This is a genomic window from Achromobacter sp. UBA5777 (genome assembly GCF_002418565.1).
GTDB classification, from domain to species: domain Bacteria; phylum Pseudomonadota; class Gammaproteobacteria; order Burkholderiales; family Burkholderiaceae_B; genus Achromobacter; species Achromobacter animicus.
In genome coordinates, this window is the sequence record NZ_DIEJ01000058.1 from 14,121 (window position 1) to 30,915 (window position 16,795).

Genomic DNA, 16,795 nt, shown 5'->3' on the forward strand with positions numbered 1-16,795 from the left:
AGCTTGCCGCGGCATTTCCGCGGTCCCGATAGGAGACACCCATGAAGCGCATTGCCCCCTGGATCCTGGTCTGCGGCCTGTTGGCCGGGACGTCGGCGCACGCGACACTTCCCGTGGGCGCACCCGCGCCGGACTTCAGCGTGCCCGCCTCGCTGGGCGGCAACGAGTACACGTTCAAGCTGAAGGAAGCGCTCAAGCAAGGCCCCGTGGTGCTGTATTTCTTTCCGGCGGCATTCACGCAGGGCTGCACCATCGAAGCCCACAACTTTGCCGAAGCCACCGACGAATACAAGTCGCTGGGCGCCACCGTCGTCGGCGTCTCCACCGACAACATCGACACGCTCAAGAAGTTTTCCGTCAGCGAATGCCGCAACAAATTTGCCGTCGCGGCAGACAGCGACGGCAAGGTGATGAAGGCGTATGACGCTGTACACGACAGGCGGCCCGAGTATGCGCAGCGCGTGTCGTACGTGATCTCACCGGAAGGCAAAATCCTGTATGAATTCACGGACATGAGCCCCGAATCGCACGTGACGAACACGATGCGGGCCCTCCGGGACTGGAAGGCGAAGCAGTAAGACGGCGGCGCGCATCCAGGACGCGCGCCACCTGCCTGCCTTAATTGAACGGCCAGACTGTCGGGTGCGTACCCGGGGGGCTGGACGGCCGAATCCAGCGCGCCGGCGTCTCCGAGAAGCGCGCGGCATGGCGCACGGCGACCAGTTCACCAAAGCCTGACGGCGACGTCTCCATCAGGCCGTCAAATCCAGGCATCGCACAGTCCAACCCGCCGTCCACCCGGCCCAGGCCGCGCAGCCAGTGCGCCGTCTGGGCGAGCGACACGCGCACGTGCCAGCTGCCGCCTTCGGTCGCCTGACGCGCCAGCGCCACCTGCGCGCCGAACGCCATCAGATAACCGGACGCATGATCCAGGATCTGCATGGGCAACGCTTTGGGCGCCGCTTGGCCGGCCGCCAGCGCTTCCGCGTGGTTGAAGCCCGTGGCCGTCTGCACCAGGGAATCGAAACCACGGCGGTTCGCCCACGGACCCGTGGTGCCATAGGCGTTCAACGACACGTAGACAATGCCGGGCCGGATGCGCGCCGCATCCTGCGGACCGAAGCCCAGCGCGGACATCCCGCCGGGCCGGTAGCCCTGAACAAAGATGTGCGCGCTGCGCAGCAGGTTGCCCAACGCGATGCGCCCATCGGCCGTGTCCAGGTCGGCCAGCACAGACAGCTTGCCGCGGCTGGTGTCGATGATGTTGTCGATGTTGGGCAGTTGCGGGCTGTTGACCAGCATGACGTCGGCGCCGTAAGCCGCCAGCGCCCGGCCGCACACCGGACCGGCGATGATGCGCGTCAGGTCCAGGACACGGATGTCCTGCAACGGACGCGCGTTCTGCGCGTACTTGGGCAGGGGGCGCGGGTCGGCCTCGCCGATGCGTTCGATGGTCAGAAGCGGCTGCGCCGCGACGGCCTGCCCTTGCGGGTGGCGGTCCCATTCCTCGAAAGAGCGCATGGCTGACACGACCATGCCGGCGTCGGCGGCAACCTGCTCGAAATCCAGCGCCTTCCAGCGGCTCAGCGCGCGCTCGACGGCCTCGCGCGTCGCGCCGTCGCCGGTCGGGCAGCCCAGCAACGCCAGCGCCCCGTCTCGGTGATGCGCGAAATTGGCGTGGATGCGCACCCAGCCGCCATCGCCGCAGCGATAGACACCCGTAATGGGATCCCAGATGTTGGGGGTGACCCCGTTGATCGTGAAGTGGCTGCGGCACTCCTGCGCCGCGTGCAGCATGTCGACGCTGACCTGCTGCCGCGCGCCGCCGCGCAGATGCCAGACCTCTGCGGCGGCCAGCGCCGCGGCGGCCATGCTGGCCTGCGCGGCGGTCCCCACGGCGAACGAGGATGGGACAACAGGGTCGGCGCCCGTCAGCACCACGTGCTCCAGCGACTCGCCCGGCAAATCGACCGATTGCCAGAGCTTCTGCAAGACATCCCGGGTCGTCTTGCCTGCGGGTGTGCGTCCCTTCAGAAAGGACGGGCGAAAGTCCATCAGATTTCCCATAGCGTTTGCCTGCTTTAGTCGTTTATTTGCATTACATGGCGCGCCCCACCCTGCGTCAATACGCCCCGCGCGCCAGCGTGTTTCGGGGTTTGACCGCAAAATCCGGCGCGCCGGCCTCCCGCACGCCTGCTCACCGCTGCCCCTCCCGCATGCCCGGCGCAGCGGGTTGCACCGCAACACCCGTCACATCTCCTCGTAGTTTTTACATCGGCTTCCAAGCGCGGCCCGCCGGGGGCAGGCGCAGGCGCAGGATAGAATCGCAGCCTCGCCGGTCCGCCTGCCCGGCCCGTCTCCTGGAGCCCATCCGATGAATACGCTGCTCTGGCTGCGCACCGACCTGCGCATGCACGACAACGCCGCGCTGGCTGCGGCCGCCGAGGCCGGCACGGTCACCGCCCTATTCCTGGCTGCCCCGGGTCAGTGGCGCCAACATGGCGACTCCCCGGCCAAGGTGGATTTCTGGCTGCGCAACCTGCGCGAGCTGTCCAACGACCTGGCGCAAGCCGGCATTCCCCTGAAGCTGGTGACCGTAGACGACTGGCGCCACGCGCCGCGCGCCTTGGCCGGGTTCTGCCAGGAGCACGCCATCGAACAGGTCCACGCCAACGCCGAATGGGGCATCAACGAGCGGCGCCGCGACGACGCGGTCGCAAGCGCCCTGGCGGACATCGGTGTCGACTGGACCCTGCACCATGGCGCGACGCTGCTGCGACCCGGCACCGTGCTCAACGGCAAGGGCGAGTGCTACCGCGTCTACACGCCCTACGCCCGCACCTGCCGCGAACGCCTGCGCAGCGCGCCGCTGCGTCCCATCCCCGCGCCGCGCGCCCAGACGCCGCCGCGCTGGCAGTCCGATCCGCTGCCGGCATCGTTCAAGGGGTTCGACGCCCCCAACGACGCGGTGCGAGCGTTGTGGCCAGCAGGGGAAACCGCGGCCAGCGACCGGCTGGCCGCCTTTGCCGACGACGCCATCTTTGCGTACAAGGACGAGCGCGACTTCCCGTCGCTGCCCGCGACCAGCTGCCTGTCGCCCTACCTGGCCGCGGGCGTCCTGTCCCCGGGACAGGCGCTACGCGCCGCACTGGCGGCCAACCAGGGGGAAATCGACAGCGGCAAGGCCGGCGCCGCCACCTGGATCAACGAATTGCTGTGGCGCGAGTTCTACCAGCACCTGCTGGCCGCCTTTCCCGCCCTGTCCATGCACCGGCCCATGAAGCCGGAAACCGCCGCCGTGCCGTGGCGCGACGCGCCCGACGACCTGGCGGCCTGGCAGCAGGGCAAGACCGGCATTCCCATCGTGGACGCCGCCATGCGCCAGATGCTGGCGTTGGGCTGGATGCACAACCGGCTGCGCATGGTGACGGCCATGTTCCTGTCCAAGAACCTGCTGATCGACTGGCGCCTGGGCGAAGCCTGGTTCATGAGCCAGCTCGTGGACGGCGACCTGGCCGCCAACAACGGCGGCTGGCAATGGAGCGCCTCGACGGGCGCCGACGCCGTGCCTTACTTCCGCGTCTTCAATCCGCTGTCGCAATCGCGCAGGTTCGATCCACGCGGCGTGTTCCTGCGCGAATGGCTGCCCGAGCTGGCGCACCTGGACGACAAGGCGATCCACGATCCCAACCCGATGGAGCGCGCCGCCGCAGGCTATCCCGAGCCGATCGTCGACCTGGCGCAAAGCCGGTTGCGCGCGCTGGAAGCCTTCGGCAACCTGCCCGCCGCGTGAGGGGCGTTGAACTATGAAGGGCGTTGAACTATGAGGGGCGTTGAACTACGAAGGGCGTTGAGCCCTGCGGCGTCGAGCCCTAAGCGGCGTTGAACCTTTGGCGGCGTTGACGTACGTCATTGCCCCCGCCGCGCCCGTCCTCGATGATGCCCTCGCCCATCACTGGACGAGCGACGCATGCGCAACAATCAGCCGGTCAACGACCGGGAATATGTACTACGCGACGAGCAATACCTGATCTCCCGCACCGATTCGCGCGGCCGGATCATCTATGCGAATCCGGCCTTTGTCGAGGTCAGCGGCTTCTCGCGCGAGGAACTGGTCGGCGCGCCTCACAACATCGTCCGCCACCCGGACATGCCGTCCGCCGCCTTCGAAGACCTGTGGCGCACCATTCAGCGCGGCGAACCGTGGACGGGCATGATCAAGAATCGCCGCAAGGACGGCGGCTTTTATTGGGTGCTTGCCAATGTCACGCCCATCATCGAGCGCGGCGTGACGGTCTGCTACGCCTCGGTACGCGTCAAGCCGACACGCGCGCAGATCGAGGCCGCGCAAGCCGCCTACGACAGACTGCGGACCGTCACTGCGCCAGGCATCCGGCTGCACGGCGGCCAGGTCCAGCCCACCGGGCTGCGCGGCATCCTGGCGCGGTTGACGCATGGACGGCTGACCGGCGTGCGCGCCCGCATGCTGGCATGGGCGGTGCTGTCGTCCTCTCTTTTCCTGGCCGCGGCGGGCGCGGCGATCTACGGTCTGCACACGCGCCTGCCCCCCGAGGGATTGGCCTTTGCCGCGGCGTTGACCGCGGTCGGCGTCGCCCTGATCTTTGCGGCGGGCTGGGGCTTTGCCCGGTCCATCGCCCGGCTGCTGGGCTCGGCAACCGACTTCACGCGCCAGATCGCGGCGGGCAACCTGAGCACGCCGTTTCCCGGCACCCTGCCCCAGGACGAGATCGGCGAGCTTAAGTTTTCCCTGGAAGTCATGCGCAAGAGCCTCGTCAGCATCACCCGCGACGTGCACGCCGGCATCGACGCCGTAAGCCGCACGATCACCGAAACCGATAGCGCCGCGCAGGACAACGCCGCGCGTGTCGAGCTGGCCTCACAGGTCGTGGAAAATCTGCGCACCGATGGCGCCCGGTTGCGTCACGCCATCGAAGTGTTCCGCGTGTCCGCCACCGGCGCGTTCAGGCGCTAGCGGCCGCGTCCTTGTCCAGGCGCTTGATGAACACCTGCAACTCCTTGACGACCTGCTGGTCGCCCCGCGCCTGAGCCGCCTGCAATCCGGACTCCCAGGCGGCGCGTGCACCCGGCTTGTCGCCCAGCCCAAGGCAAGCCTTGCCCAGCCATTTCCAGGCGACGGAATACGTGGGATCAAACGCCAGTGCCGCGCGCAGATGCGCGGCCGCTTCGGCAAAGCGTTCGTGCTCGGCGTACGCCTTGCCCAGCGAAAACCGCAGCAGCAGGTTGTCCGTGCCCTTGGCCAGCATTGCCTCAAGCCGCTCGATCATTCCTTCCATGCGGGGTTCCTCTCATCTCTGATCTTCAGCAACACCGCATCATAGAACCGGCATGGCCTCGCAGCGCCAAAGCCCCCACGCCGTTGTCCGGCGCTACACTCGCAGGTTCTGCCCCGCGCCCGCGCCGCCGCGCCCGGACGCCCGATTTCAGGAGCCCGCATGAGCACGATCCATGATTTCTCCGCCCGCGCCATCGACGGCACGGAACAGTCTCTAGAAACGTACCGCGGCCGCGTGCTGCTGGTGGTGAACGTCGCGTCCAAATGCGGATTCACACCGCAATATGCGGGCCTCGAGGATCTTTACCGGTCGTTCCACGACGACGGACTGACCGTGCTGGGATTTCCGTGCGACCAGTTCGGCCACCAAGAGCCCGGCAACGAGGCCGAGATCCAGAATTTCTGCAGCACCCAGTACGACATCACTTTCCCGCTGTTCGCCAAGATTGACGTCAACGGCGCAAACGCCCACCCGCTGTACCAGTGGCTCAAGGGCGAGAAGCCGGGCGTCTTCGGCACTGAAGGCATCAAGTGGAACTTCACCAAGTTCCTGGTCGGGCGCGACGGCCGCGTCATCAAGCGGTATGCGCCCACCGACACGCCGGCCAGCCTGCGCGAGGACATCGAGAAGGCCCTGTCCGCGCCCGTCTAACGCAGCGGCGGCAGCCGCCTGCGCACCGTGTGCGTCTTGACGATCGCGGTGTTGGTCTCGGCAAATTCGGTCACGCGCTCCAATATGCCATCCAGATGCGTGATCGACCTGAGCACCATGCGGGCGATGAAGCAGTCATCGCCCGTCACCTTGTCGCACTCCACGAATTCCGGAATCTGCTGGATCAGGCCCTCGACGTGGCGTAACTGCCCAGGTAGCGGCCGGATGCGCACAATGGCCTCCAGCGTATAACCCAGCGCCACCGGATCCACATCCAGCGTGTACGCGCGAATCACCCCCGACTCTTCAAGCCGCCGCATGCGGTCCGCGACGCTCGGCGCGGACATGCCGACCTGCCGCGCCAGATCGGCCGTGGTGGTGCGCGCATTGGCCGATAGCATCTCCACCAGACGGCGGTCGATACCATCCAGAACCGGACTTTCATTTTTTAGGTCGTTTTGCATAAATTCCACCCAAAGCAAGGTTGAATCGCGAAAGTGCCACGGCAAGATCATATAAGCGGATTGAACCGCCTGGGATAATTTCTCCATCAAATTCCTGGCCAGACGGCCTTTTAGAACCATCATGATCCCCTCAACCGAACGCACGGGCCTCCTGCAAATGGCCGCGGCCATGACCCTGTCGGGCACCCTGGGCGTTTTCGTACTGGAGTCCGGGCAAAGCGCCTGGAACGTCGTCTTCTTTCGCTGTGTGTTCGGCGCGCTGTCGCTCTTTCTGTATTGCTGGGCACGCGGCCTGCTCAAGCCAGGCCTTTTCACCGCGAAGACACTGGCCCTGGCGCTGATCGCCGGCGCGGCGCTGGTGCTGAACTGGGTGCTGCTGTTCTCGGCCTACCGCCTGGCGTCCATTTCGCTGGCCACCGCCGTCTATAACGTGCAGCCGTTTTTCCTGATCGGGCTGGGCGTGCTGTTCCTGGGTGAACGTCCTTCGCGCGGCAAGGTCGCCTGGTCGCTCATGGCCTTTGCGGGCCTGCTGCTGGTGCTGCGCCTGGGCGACACCGGCGCGGCGGGCGGCGGCGCATATCTCTCGGGGCTGATGCTGGGACTGGGCGCGGCCGCGCTCTATGGCATCACGGCCATCATCGTGAAGCGCCTGAAGGGCATCCCGCCGCAAGTCCTGGCGCTGGTGCAGGTGACGCTGGGCGCGGTCATGCTGCTGCCCATGGCGGACTTCAACGCCCTGCCCGCGCAGCCCGTGCAATGGGGCTATCTGGTGGCGCTGGGCCTCATCCATACGTGCCTGATGTATATCCTGATGTACTCGGCCATCCAAAAGCTGCCCACCACCTCCACCGCCGCGCTCAGCTTCATCTATCCCGCGGTCGCCATCCTGCTGGACTTCGTGGTCTACGGCCATCGCATGGATGCGACGCAGGTGGCGGGCGTGGCGCTGATCTTCCTGGCTGCCGCCGCCGTCAGCCTGAACTGGAACTGGCGCCTGCCGCGCAGCCCGCGGGCCGGTGCGGTCTGATCAGGCGGCATGGGCGGCGTCTTGCCCGCACGGGCTGTTCAGGCAGCCTGCGGGCAAACCCGCACCCGGTCCCCGGTTATTCAGGCGTGCGTCCGGTTCGCGCCGCTATCATGGCCCTTCCCATCCGCGGGCGGCTGCCCGCGGCGCCATGATGAACAGGACACTCCCATGATCGATCTCTATTACTGGACTACCCCCAACGGTCACAAGATCACGATGTTCCTCGAAGAGACCGGGCTGCCGTACAAGATCCACCCGATCAACATCGGCCGCGGCGACCAGTTCAAACCCGAATTCCTTGCCATCGCGCCCAACAACCGCATCCCCGCGATCGTCGACCAGGCCCCTGCCGATGGCGGCGCGCCGATTCCGTTGTTCGAGTCCGGCGCCATCCTGCAGTACCTGGCCGAAAAGACCGGCAAGTTCCTGCCCGCCGACGTGCGCGGCCGCGCCGAAGTGTCGCAATGGCTCTTCTGGCAGATGGGCGGCCTGGGCCCCATGGCCGGGCAGAACCACCACTTCTCGGGCTATGCGCAGGAACGCATTGCTTACGCCATTGATCGTTACGTCAACGAAACCAATCGCCTGTACGGCGTGCTGAACAAACGGTTGGCCGACCGCGAATTCGTCGCTGGCGACTACTCCATCGCCGACATGGCCGCCTACCCGTGGATCGTGCCGCACGCCAAGCAGGGCCAGGACCTGAACGACTTTCCGCACCTCAAGCGCTGGTTCGACACGATCCGCGAGCGCCCCGCGACGCAACGCGCCTACGCGCTGGCCGACACGGTCAACACCACGCCCCCGCTCAGCGACGACGAAGCGCGCCGCATCCTGTTCGGCCAGACCGCCCAACACGTCCGCTAACGCCCAAGGAGCGTGCCATGAACGCACCGCAACGCGTCTTTCGCCGCGCGCGCGCGGCCGATCTGCCCGCCATCGTGGCCATGCTGGCCGATGACGACCTGGGCGCCGGTCGCGAGGACGCCTCCGTCCCGCTGAACCCGCGCTATGTCGCCGCCTTCAAGGCAATTGAGCAGGATTCCAACCAATTCCTGGCCGTGGTTGAGCAGGATTCACAACTGGTGGGCTGTTTGCAGTTATCGTTCATACCCGGCCTGTCGCGGCTGGGCCTGTGGCGGGGCCAGATCGAAAGCGTGCGCATCGCGTCGGCGTTCCGCGGCGCGGGCCTGGGCCGCGCCATGTTCGAATGGGCCATCGAACAGTGCCGCAGCCAGGGCTGCGGGCTGGTCCAGCTCACCACGGACCGCGCGCGCCCCGACGCGCGCCGGTTCTACGAAAGCCTGGGTTTCAAGGCCAGCCACGACGGCATGAAGCTCAGCCTGTAATGTCTGATTCTGATTTTCGAAAGGAGCGCCCAATGCCCTTGCATGGCGAATACAAAGTCCCCGGCGGCAAACTGGTCGTCGCGGATCTGGAAGTGCGCGACGGCCGCCTGGCCGACGTGCGCATCAGCGGCGACTTTTTCCTTGAACCGCCCGAAGCGCTTGAAGCCATCAACCGCGGCCTGAACGGCATGCCTGCGGACGCCGGCGAGCTGGAACTCGCGGTGGCCGTGCAATCGGCCCTGCCGGCCGACGCCGAAATGTTCGGCTTCTCGGCTGAAGCCATCGCCGTGGTGCTGCGGAGGGCGCTGGCATGAGCCGCACCGACTGGAACGACTACGACTGGCAACTGATCCATGAAGGCCCGCAGCCGCCCGCGCTGCACATGGCGCTGGACGCAGTCATTACCGACGAAGTGGGCGCCGGCCAGCGGCCGCCCACGCTGCGCATCTGGGAATGGTCGGCGCCGGCCGTCGTGATCGGCCGCTTTCAATCGCTGAAGAACGAAGTCGATCCGGACGGCGCCGCGCGCCACGGCATCGAGGTGGTGCGCCGCGTGAGCGGCGGCGGCGCGATGTTCATCGAGCCGGGCAACTCCATCACCTATTCGCTGAGCGCTCCGCAGGCGCTGGTCCACGGCATGAGCTTCCAGGAGTCGTACGCCTTCCTGGACGCCTGGGTGCTGACCGCGCTGCAAGGCCTGGGGATCAAGGCCTGGTATCAGCCGCTGAACGACATCGCCTCCGACATCGGCAAGATCGGCGGCGCGGCGCAGGCCCGCCGCGCGGGCGCCGTGCTGCATCACGTCACCATGTCCTACGACATCGACGCCGACAAGATGGTCGAAGTCCTGCGCATCGGCCGCGAGAAGCTTTCCGACAAGGGCACCACCAGCGCCAAGAAGCGCGTTGACCCCCTGCGCACGCAGACCGGCCTGGCGCGCGAGGTCATCATCGACCGCATGGTGGAAACTTTTGCCGGCCTGCATCGTCTGACCCCGGGCAGCGTAGGCAGCGAAACGCTGGCGCGCGCCCAGGCGCAGGCGGACGAAAAGTTCTCCCGCGCCGAGTGGACAGGCGTCGTACCCTGACGGCGCCTCGGTTTTTGGAGGTAATTGCATGAGTCGCACATTCACGCCGCCCGGCGCGATACGCGGTCTGATCCTGAGCGCCGCCCTGCTGGCCATCGCCGGCTGCAGCAGCACGCCCCCCTCGAACATCACGCTGGCCGATTCCAACGCCCAATCGTCAGCCACGCCCCAAAAGGTGGGCGACCTGTCCACCGAGCGCATCAAGTGGGCGGCCAGCAAGCCGGGCTGCGAGGGCGACTGCCCGCGCATCGAGATCGACAGCGTGGCCTTCCCCGGCATCCCGAAGCTGACCGCGCTGGTGGACCACGTGCTCGCCTACATGACCGGCACCGACGCCAACCGGCGTGGCCCCTACGACACGCTGTCGGAATACACGAAGTATTTCTGGTCCACGGCGCGCCCGCGCGACGCGACCTACTTCAAGGCCAGCGTGAAGGACACGGTCGGCGACATCGTTGCCATCGAACTGCATACGGAGCAGTACCTGACCGGCGCCGCGCACGGCATCCCGGCCACGCAGTATCTGAACTGGGAGCGCAGCCGCGGCCGGGTGATGAGCCTGGACGAAGCGCTGATCCCGGGGCGGCGCGCCGAGTACGTCGCGGCCCTGCAGCGTGCGCACGCAAAATGGCTGACCGGCAACCCGGACGCCAAGCGCGACCCGGCGGCGTACAACAAAATGTGGCCGTTCCAGGAAAGCGACAACTTCGCGCTGACGCGGGACGGCATCGTGGTCAAGTACGACGCCTATTCCATCGCGCCGTATTCGCACGGCGAGCCAGAGTTGGCGATTTCGTACCAGGATCTGCGCGGCATTTTGAAGCCGGAGCTGCTGCCGGCCTCGTAAAGCCACTGCGGCGCCAGCGCGCTCAAACGAAAATGCCGGGCATCCGCCCGGCATTTTCTTGCGCCACAAATAGGAATCGCTCCTTGCGGAGCGATTCCTTTTTTTTGTCTCTCTCTGCCTCCTCGACGACGCGCCCGAGGGCGCATCGCCGATTCAGTCTTTACGGATACAGACCGCGCACCTGGCGCGCCTGGAGGATGCGCGTGCAAGCCACGATGAACGCGGCGGTGCGCAGCGTCACCTTGTGCTCGCGCGACACCTGCGCCACCGCGGCGTAGGCTTCGCGCATCAGGCGCTCGAGGCGCTGGTTGATCTCTTCTTCGCTCCAGAAGAAGCTGGAGAAGTCCTGCACCCACTCAAAGTAGCTGACCGTCACGCCGCCGGCGTTGGCCAGCACGTCCGGCACGACATAGACGCCGTTCTCGGCCAGGATGTCGTCCGCTTCCGGGGTCGTCGGGCCGTTGGCGCCTTCGACCACGATCTTGGCGCGCACCTTGGCGGCGTTGTCGACGGTGATCTGGCTTTCCAGGGCTGCCGGGATCAGGAATTCGGTTTCCAGCGTCCAGAACTCAGCCTTGTCCAGCGCCTGGCCGCCCGAGAAGCCGCCCACGCCGCCGGTCTGCGACACATGCGACAGCAGCTTGTGCACGTCCAGGCCAGCCGCGTTGTGCACGGTGCCGGTGTGGTCCTGCGCGGCAATGACCTTGGCGCCGGCTTCATGGAACAGACGGGCGGCGGTGCCGCCCACGTTGCCGAAGCCCTGCACGACGACGCGCGCGCCGGCCACATCGATGTTACGGTCGCGCGCGGCTTCGCACGCCACGACGAACACGCCGCGGCCGGTTGCCTCGACGCGGCCCAGGCTGCCGCCCAGCGCGATCGGCTTGCCGGTGACCACGCCGGTGGCGGTGGCGCCTTCGTTCATGGAGTACGTGTCCATCATCCAGGCCATGGTCTGGGCGTTGGTGTTCACGTCAGGCGCGGGAATGTCTTTCGACGGTCCGATGATGACGCCGATTTCGCTGGTGTAGCGGCGCGTCATGCGTTCGAGTTCCGAGGCGGAGAGCTTGCGCGGGTCGACACGGATGCCGCCCTTGGCGCCGCCGTACGGCAGGTTGACTGCGGCGTTCTTGACCGACATCCAGGCGGCCAGCGCCATCACTTCCGACAGCGTCACGTCCTGGTGGAAACGCACCCCACCCTTGCCCGGACCGCGCGACACGTTGTGCTGCACACGGTAGCCCTCGAAGTGGGCGATGGTGCCGTTGTCCAGTTCGATCGGCACATCGACGATCAGCGAGCGCTTCGGACGCTTCAGCGTCTCGACCCACCGGCTCAGGGAACCGAGGTACGGCGTGACCCGGTCGACTTGTTGCAGGTAATTACCCCAGGGGCCGAGGTCCTCGGCATTCAGATAAGACGGCAAGGCATGGGTGGGAGTTTGAGACATGAGCATGCTCTCCTGACAAAGTTGCGCCATTTTATCCACGAAAGTTATAGCGTCCCTATTTAAAGTTTAAATATTTTAAATAGGGACGCATTAACGTTGCGGATACCGAACGGGTCGCAGGCGGGCCCGGAAGCTGCACCTATCCTAAGCCGCGAAATTGGCGCCGTCCAGCCTGCGGCCGGGACACGCGGAGCGAAAAAAAGGCGGCCTCTTTTGGAAGACCGCCCTTTACATCCACGCCTGCCTTGCAGACCGCCCCCGGTTGTTGGACTCCCGGGTAAGACGCGCTTTCACCGTGTGCCACCGCGGCAAAGGCGTCGGACACCTCTGCCGCGCCGAATCACACGGACAGCAACTGCCACGCCAGACGCGCCGCCGCGCGCGCGCCATGGCCGTCGACGTCGAACTTGGGGTTGAACTCCGCCAAGTCCGCCAATCGGAGCTTGCCGCTCGCCTTGACCCGCAGGACGATTTCCTCGATCACGGCCATCGGCACGCCATAAGGCGCCGGCGCGGACACCCCCGGCATCACGGCGGCGGGCAGCACGTCCAGATCGATCGTCAGATACACGTGCCGCACCTTGGCCAGCAGCGCATCCACGTCGGCCAGCCGGGCTTCCAGATGACGCTCCTGCATGTCGCGGTCTTCGATCCACACGGCCCCGATTTCCGCGGCGCGGGCATAGAGCGCTGGCGTGTTGGCCAGCCGCGAGACACCCAGGCAGGCGTAGTGCAGGTCGCGCCCGCGTGCCTCGCTGTCTGTCGCGATCTGGTCGAACGGGGTGCCGGAACTGCCGGGACGGCCCGTGCGCAGATCGAAGTGTGCGTCCAGATTCAGCACCAGCACGGCGCCGGCGTCGCCGCGCGCGTCCAGCCAGCGGGCCAGTCCCTGGAAACTGCCCCAGGCGATTTCATGCCCGCCACCCAGGACGACCGGCCGCGCGCCCCGTCCCATCAGTTCGGCCAGACGCAGGCCCAGGCGTTCCTGCGCATCTTCGAGCTTGTCGCCGTGGCATTCGACGTCGCCGGCGTCCAGCAAGCGCGTAAGCGCATGCGCCGGCAGGCCCGCCAGATACTTGCGGATGCCCGCAGGCCCCGCGGCGGCGCCCACCCGGCCCTGATTGCGCGCCACGCCCGCATCACAGGCAAAGCCCAGCAGCACGGCCTCGCCCATCTCGCCCTGCCCCGCTTCGGCCTCGACGATGTGCGCGAGCCGGCGGGTGTCGCCCTGCTCGGCGCTGTCGTCGCGGGCCTTCCAGAGACTCTTGTCCAGTGTCGGGGCGCTCATGCTGCGGCTCCCGGACCGGCGCTCAGGACCGCCTGCAGGAATTCGCGGGTGCGGGCTTCGCGCGGCTCGCTGAAAATCACCTCCGGCGGGCCGGATTCCAGGATGACGCCGCCGTCCATCACGGCCACCACGTCCGCCACATCACGGGCAAAGCCCATCTCGTGCGTCACGACCATCATCGTCATGCCTTCGCGGGCCAGCAGCTTCATGACCTGCAGCACTTCGCCGACCAACTCCGGGTCCAGCGCCGAGGTCGGCTCGTCGAACAGCATGACCTGCGGCTGCATGGCGAGCGCGCGCGCAATGGCCACGCGCTGCTTCTGACCGCCGGACAGGCTGGCGGGCATGGCCGCCATCTTCTGCGACAGCCCCACCTTGTTGAGCAAGTCGGCTGCCAACGCATTGGCCTGTTCGCGGCCCATGCCCAGCAGCGTGCGGGGGCCGACGGTCACGTTGTCCAGCACCGACAGATGCGGGAACAGATTGAAGCCCTGAAACACCATGCCCACCTGCGTGCGCAACTGGTTCAGTTCGGCTTCGGGCAACATCGCCCCGTCTTCCTGCAGCGTCTGGCCGCAGATATCGACCGTGCCGCGCTGGGCGACTTCCAGCCCGTTGCAGCAACGCAGCAAGGTGCTCTTGCCCGAGCCGCTGGGCCCGATGACCACCACCACCTGCGACTTCAGCACATCGAAATCGATGCCGCGCAGGACGGCGTGATCGCCGTAGGATTTGTGCAGGCCGCGGATGCGGATCATTTCCTGACCTTCGATGACGAGGCTCATTGCACCATTCCTCCCGCGCGCAGACGATGCTCGATCTTGCGCAAAATCACCATGGCGGTCGTGGTCAGCGCCAGATAGATCAAAGCCACCACCAGGTAGGTTTCCAGCGAGCGATACGACACGCTGATGATCTTCTGCCCTTCGTGCATCAGATCGTGAATGGTCAACAGCGAGACCAGCGCCGAGTTCTTGATGAGCGCGATGAACTCGTTGCCCAGCGGCGGAATCATGCGCACGAATGCCTGCGGCAGGATGATGATGCGCATCGCCTGGCCGGACGACATGCCCAGCGAGCGCGCCGCCTCCGTCTGGCCGCGATCCACCGACTGGATCGCGCCCCGTACGATCTCCGACACATAGGCCCCGGAATACATACCCAGGCCCAGCACGCCGCAGGCGAACGCCGGGAGCGTCACGCCGAACTGCGGCAGGCCGAAGAACCAGATGAACAGCTGCACCAGCAGCGGCGTGCCCCGGAAGAACAGCAGGTACGTGCTGCAAAGGTGGTAAGTGATGCGGCGCTGCGGGTTGAGGCGGCCGATCCCGACCAGCAGCCCCATCACGCAGCCCAGCAGCAAGGCGCCGGCGGTCACCTCGATGGTGACCAGCGCGCCTCGCATCAGCGCGTCGAAGTCGGCGAAGACGGGTGAAAATTCCAGATTCATTTCGCGGGCGCCTCGAACCACTTGTTCACGATGGCCTGGTAGCTGCCATCGGCCTTGAGCTTCTTCAGCGCGGCGTTCAGGTCGCGCGTGAGCTCAGGTTTGTTCTTGGGCACGGCGATGCCATAGTCCTCGGTGGTGACCTGATCGTTCAGCACGGTCAGGCCGTTGGTGCTCTGCGCGAACAGCTTGGCGGCGGGCTTGCCCGTCACCGCGGCATCGGCGCGGCCGATCTGCACCAGGTTGAACATCTCCTGGTTCTTTTCGACTTCCACGCGCTGCACCTTGGGGAAATGCTCTTTCAGGTAGTTCACCGACTTCGTGCCGACCTGCACCGACACCTTGCGGCCATCCAGATCCTTGATCGACTTGATGGGGCCGTCGGCCTTGGTCAGGACCACCAGGCCGCCCGCGTAGTACGGATCGGTGAAATCGACGACCTTGCTGCGCTCCGGCGTGATGTAGATGGCGGACACCGCGATGTCGGCGCGGCCGGCCTGCAGCGCCGGAATCAGGCCCTTGAAGTCGATGTCGATCCATTCAACCTTCTTGCCCATCGCGCCGGCCAGCGCTTCGACCAGCTCGATGTCAAAGCCGGTGCGTTTGCCGTCCTTGACGAATTCCATCGGCGGGAAGGTGGCGTCGGTGACGGCGCGGATCGTTTCCTGGGCGTGCGCGGCGCCGGCGGCCCAGGCGAGGCTCAGGGTCAGGGCGGCGGACAGCAGGGTGCGGCGAGTGGTCATGGTGGGGTCCTATGGAGGTGGGTGCGACAGGTGGTACGAAGGTGGGTACGACGATCGTTGCGGCCAGGTACGGGCTAAGCGATGAAGCAGGTGAAACAGGTATTCGATAAGGCGGACAACACGGCGTCAGGCGGCCTTCAGGCGCTCCGAGATGCGGCGGGCGGCCGCGAGGGTCATCTCGATCAGCGCGTCTGGATGCTGCGCGGCGCGGGTGGACGGCGCCATCAGCGTGATCGAAGCCACAGCCTGGTTCGCCCGTTGAAAGATCGGCACGCTCACGCCCCAGACACCGGCGTCGACTTCGCTGTCGGTCACGGCATAGCCCTGCGCGCGGATGGCCTCCAGCTCCCCGGTCAGGCGGGCGGCATCCACGCCGGCCTCGTCGGCCAGATAGGTCAGCGCAGCCTGCAGGCGGGCCTGCGGCATGAACGCCAGGAGCGACTTGGCCGACGCGCCGCGCGCCAGCGGCAGCCCGCGCCCTTTGGTGAACGAGCAGCGCAGCGGATGCTGGCTTTCCACCATGTCCAGGCACACGGCCTGGTCCTTCACGGCGACAAGCAGGCCGATGGTTTCGCCGGACGACGCGGCCAGCGCCGCCATGTCGGGTTGCGCTTCGTGAATCAGGAACGACGACTGGTCAAAGCCCCAGGCAAGCTGCACGCACAGCGGGCCGGGTCCGTACTCGCCTTCGTGTTCGGCGACGAATCCCCAGCGCTTGAGGAGCGCGATCTGCCGGTAGAGCGTGCTCTGCGCCAGGCCCGTTTTCTCGGCCAGCGCGGCAATGCTGAGCGGGCCGTCGTGCCGGGCCAGGGTGGCCAGCACATACAGGACGCGATCCGCGCCCGCCCCGACAGACGATTCCGACATGAAGATTCAACTCCCAGCAATATGGGAGCGAGATTATCAATTTGTGGCGGTTTCACTTCTGATTTTTCCCATCGATTGAGAATCGCAAGGGAAAACCCCGCCGTGAGGCGGGTTTTGATGGGCAGGCAGCGGGATGTTTTCGCATCTACCGGGCGTTCGTCAAGGCGCGGGGGGCTTCTCGTAATCCGACAGCCCGACGCCGGAGACGCCCTTCACACCGCCCGCGGGCGCCGCAGCAGCCGGCGCCGGCGGGGCCGCAT

The 16,795-nt window shown here is 66.4% G+C and carries 19 protein-coding genes; 10 read left to right on the top strand and 9 right to left on the bottom strand.

The genetic code is table 11. The features are described from left to right. Nucleotides 1-41: 41 nt before the first annotated feature. Nucleotides 42-578, top strand: coding sequence for a peroxiredoxin (locus tag B3446_RS03950; protein WP_291377381.1), 537 nt, complete (start codon nucleotides 42-44; stop codon nucleotides 576-578). A gap of 40 nt (nucleotides 579-618) precedes the next feature. Here B3446_RS03950 and B3446_RS03955 read toward each other — a convergent pair whose 3' ends face one another. Beyond that, nucleotides 619-2,067: a CoA transferase gene (locus B3446_RS03955; protein WP_291377382.1), complete on the bottom strand. Its 1,449-nt coding sequence runs from the start codon at nucleotides 2,065-2,067 to the stop codon at nucleotides 619-621. Between the two features lie 307 nt (nucleotides 2,068-2,374). On the opposite strand from B3446_RS03955, the gene phrB reads away from it, so the two are divergent. Further along, nucleotides 2,375-3,793 carry a deoxyribodipyrimidine photo-lyase gene (gene phrB / locus B3446_RS03960; protein ID WP_291377383.1) on the top strand — a complete coding sequence of 473 codons (1,419 nt, stop codon included), beginning with the start codon at nucleotides 2,375-2,377 and terminating at the stop codon, nucleotides 3,791-3,793. Between the two features lie 177 nt (nucleotides 3,794-3,970). After that, on the top strand, nucleotides 3,971-4,993 hold the full coding sequence (locus B3446_RS03965; RefSeq protein WP_291377384.1) for a PAS domain-containing protein: 1,023 nt from the start codon (nucleotides 3,971-3,973) through the stop codon (nucleotides 4,991-4,993). On the opposite strand, the gene B3446_RS03970 is transcribed toward B3446_RS03965, so the two are convergent. Continuing rightward, nucleotides 4,983-5,315, bottom strand: coding sequence for a tetratricopeptide repeat protein (locus tag B3446_RS03970; protein ID WP_291377385.1), 333 nt, complete (start codon nucleotides 5,313-5,315; stop codon nucleotides 4,983-4,985). The genes B3446_RS03965 and B3446_RS03970 overlap by 11 nt on opposite strands. 159 nt (nucleotides 5,316-5,474) lie before the next feature. Between B3446_RS03970 and B3446_RS03975 the strand changes: the two genes are divergently transcribed. Then, complete coding sequence (locus B3446_RS03975; protein WP_191579408.1) at nucleotides 5,475-5,966, top strand: glutathione peroxidase; 492 nt, start codon at nucleotides 5,475-5,477, stop codon at nucleotides 5,964-5,966. On the opposite strand, the gene B3446_RS03980 is transcribed toward B3446_RS03975, so the two are convergent. Next, nucleotides 5,963-6,430, bottom strand: coding sequence for an Lrp/AsnC family transcriptional regulator (locus B3446_RS03980; protein ID WP_175121890.1), 468 nt, complete (start codon nucleotides 6,428-6,430; stop codon nucleotides 5,963-5,965). The genes B3446_RS03975 and B3446_RS03980 overlap by 4 nt on opposite strands. A gap of 121 nt (nucleotides 6,431-6,551) precedes the next feature. On the opposite strand from B3446_RS03980, the gene B3446_RS03985 reads away from it, so the two are divergent. The 6 genes from B3446_RS03985 to B3446_RS04010 all read left to right on the top strand — a co-directional run bounded on the left by B3446_RS03985 (nucleotide 6,552) and on the right by B3446_RS04010 (nucleotide 10,740). After that, on the top strand, nucleotides 6,552-7,457 hold the full coding sequence (locus B3446_RS03985; RefSeq protein ID WP_291377386.1) for a DMT family transporter: 906 nt from the start codon (nucleotides 6,552-6,554) through the stop codon (nucleotides 7,455-7,457). Between the two features lie 168 nt (nucleotides 7,458-7,625). Continuing rightward, a complete protein-coding gene (locus B3446_RS03990) occupies nucleotides 7,626-8,324 on the top strand; it encodes a glutathione S-transferase N-terminal domain-containing protein (protein ID WP_291377387.1) in 699 nt (232 codons plus the stop codon). Between the two features lie 17 nt (nucleotides 8,325-8,341). Then, on the top strand, nucleotides 8,342-8,806 hold the full coding sequence (locus B3446_RS03995) for a GNAT family N-acetyltransferase (RefSeq protein WP_175186127.1): 465 nt from the start codon (nucleotides 8,342-8,344) through the stop codon (nucleotides 8,804-8,806). A 38-nt stretch (nucleotides 8,807-8,844) separates the two neighbouring features. Further along, nucleotides 8,845-9,120, top strand: coding sequence for a lipoate protein ligase C-terminal domain-containing protein (locus tag B3446_RS04000; protein ID WP_056318682.1), 276 nt, complete (start codon nucleotides 8,845-8,847; stop codon nucleotides 9,118-9,120). Next, the gene (locus B3446_RS04005) at nucleotides 9,117-9,893 is read left to right on the top strand and encodes a lipoate--protein ligase family protein (RefSeq protein WP_105238573.1); all 777 of its coding nucleotides are present in this window, start codon (nucleotides 9,117-9,119) and stop codon (nucleotides 9,891-9,893) included. Before B3446_RS04000 ends, B3446_RS04005 begins: the two co-directional genes overlap by 4 nt. A gap of 28 nt (nucleotides 9,894-9,921) precedes the next feature. Further along, nucleotides 9,922-10,740 (top strand): RsiV family protein, encoded by an 819-nt coding sequence (locus B3446_RS04010; protein ID WP_191579411.1) that lies wholly within the window; start codon nucleotides 9,922-9,924, stop codon nucleotides 10,738-10,740. Between the two features lie 160 nt (nucleotides 10,741-10,900). Here the strand turns inward: B3446_RS04010 and B3446_RS04015 are convergent, their stop codons facing one another. The 6 genes from B3446_RS04015 to B3446_RS04040 form a co-directional block, all read right to left on the bottom strand. Further along, complete coding sequence (locus B3446_RS04015) at nucleotides 10,901-12,190, bottom strand: Glu/Leu/Phe/Val family dehydrogenase (RefSeq protein ID WP_175121895.1); 1,290 nt, start codon at nucleotides 12,188-12,190, stop codon at nucleotides 10,901-10,903. Nucleotides 12,191-12,530: 340 nt separating this feature from the next. Further along, nucleotides 12,531-13,478, bottom strand: a complete 948-nt coding sequence (gene hutG / locus B3446_RS04020) for a formimidoylglutamase (RefSeq protein WP_291377388.1) — start codon at nucleotides 13,476-13,478, stop codon at nucleotides 12,531-12,533. Beyond that, nucleotides 13,475-14,263: an amino acid ABC transporter ATP-binding protein gene (locus B3446_RS04025; protein ID WP_286898685.1), complete on the bottom strand. Its 789-nt coding sequence runs from the start codon at nucleotides 14,261-14,263 to the stop codon at nucleotides 13,475-13,477. The genes hutG and B3446_RS04025 overlap by 4 nt, the downstream gene beginning before the upstream one ends. Next, nucleotides 14,260-14,928 (bottom strand): amino acid ABC transporter permease, encoded by a 669-nt coding sequence (locus tag B3446_RS04030; protein WP_056570374.1) that lies wholly within the window; start codon nucleotides 14,926-14,928, stop codon nucleotides 14,260-14,262. Before B3446_RS04030 ends, B3446_RS04025 begins: the two co-directional genes overlap by 4 nt. Next, nucleotides 14,925-15,668, bottom strand: coding sequence for a transporter substrate-binding domain-containing protein (locus B3446_RS04035; protein ID WP_291377389.1), 744 nt, complete (start codon nucleotides 15,666-15,668; stop codon nucleotides 14,925-14,927). The genes B3446_RS04030 and B3446_RS04035 overlap by 4 nt, the downstream gene beginning before the upstream one ends. A 126-nt stretch (nucleotides 15,669-15,794) precedes the next feature. Beyond that, a complete protein-coding gene (locus tag B3446_RS04040; protein ID WP_175139186.1) occupies nucleotides 15,795-16,535 on the bottom strand; it encodes an IclR family transcriptional regulator in 741 nt (246 codons plus the stop codon). Between the last annotated feature and the right edge of the window lie 260 nt (nucleotides 16,536-16,795).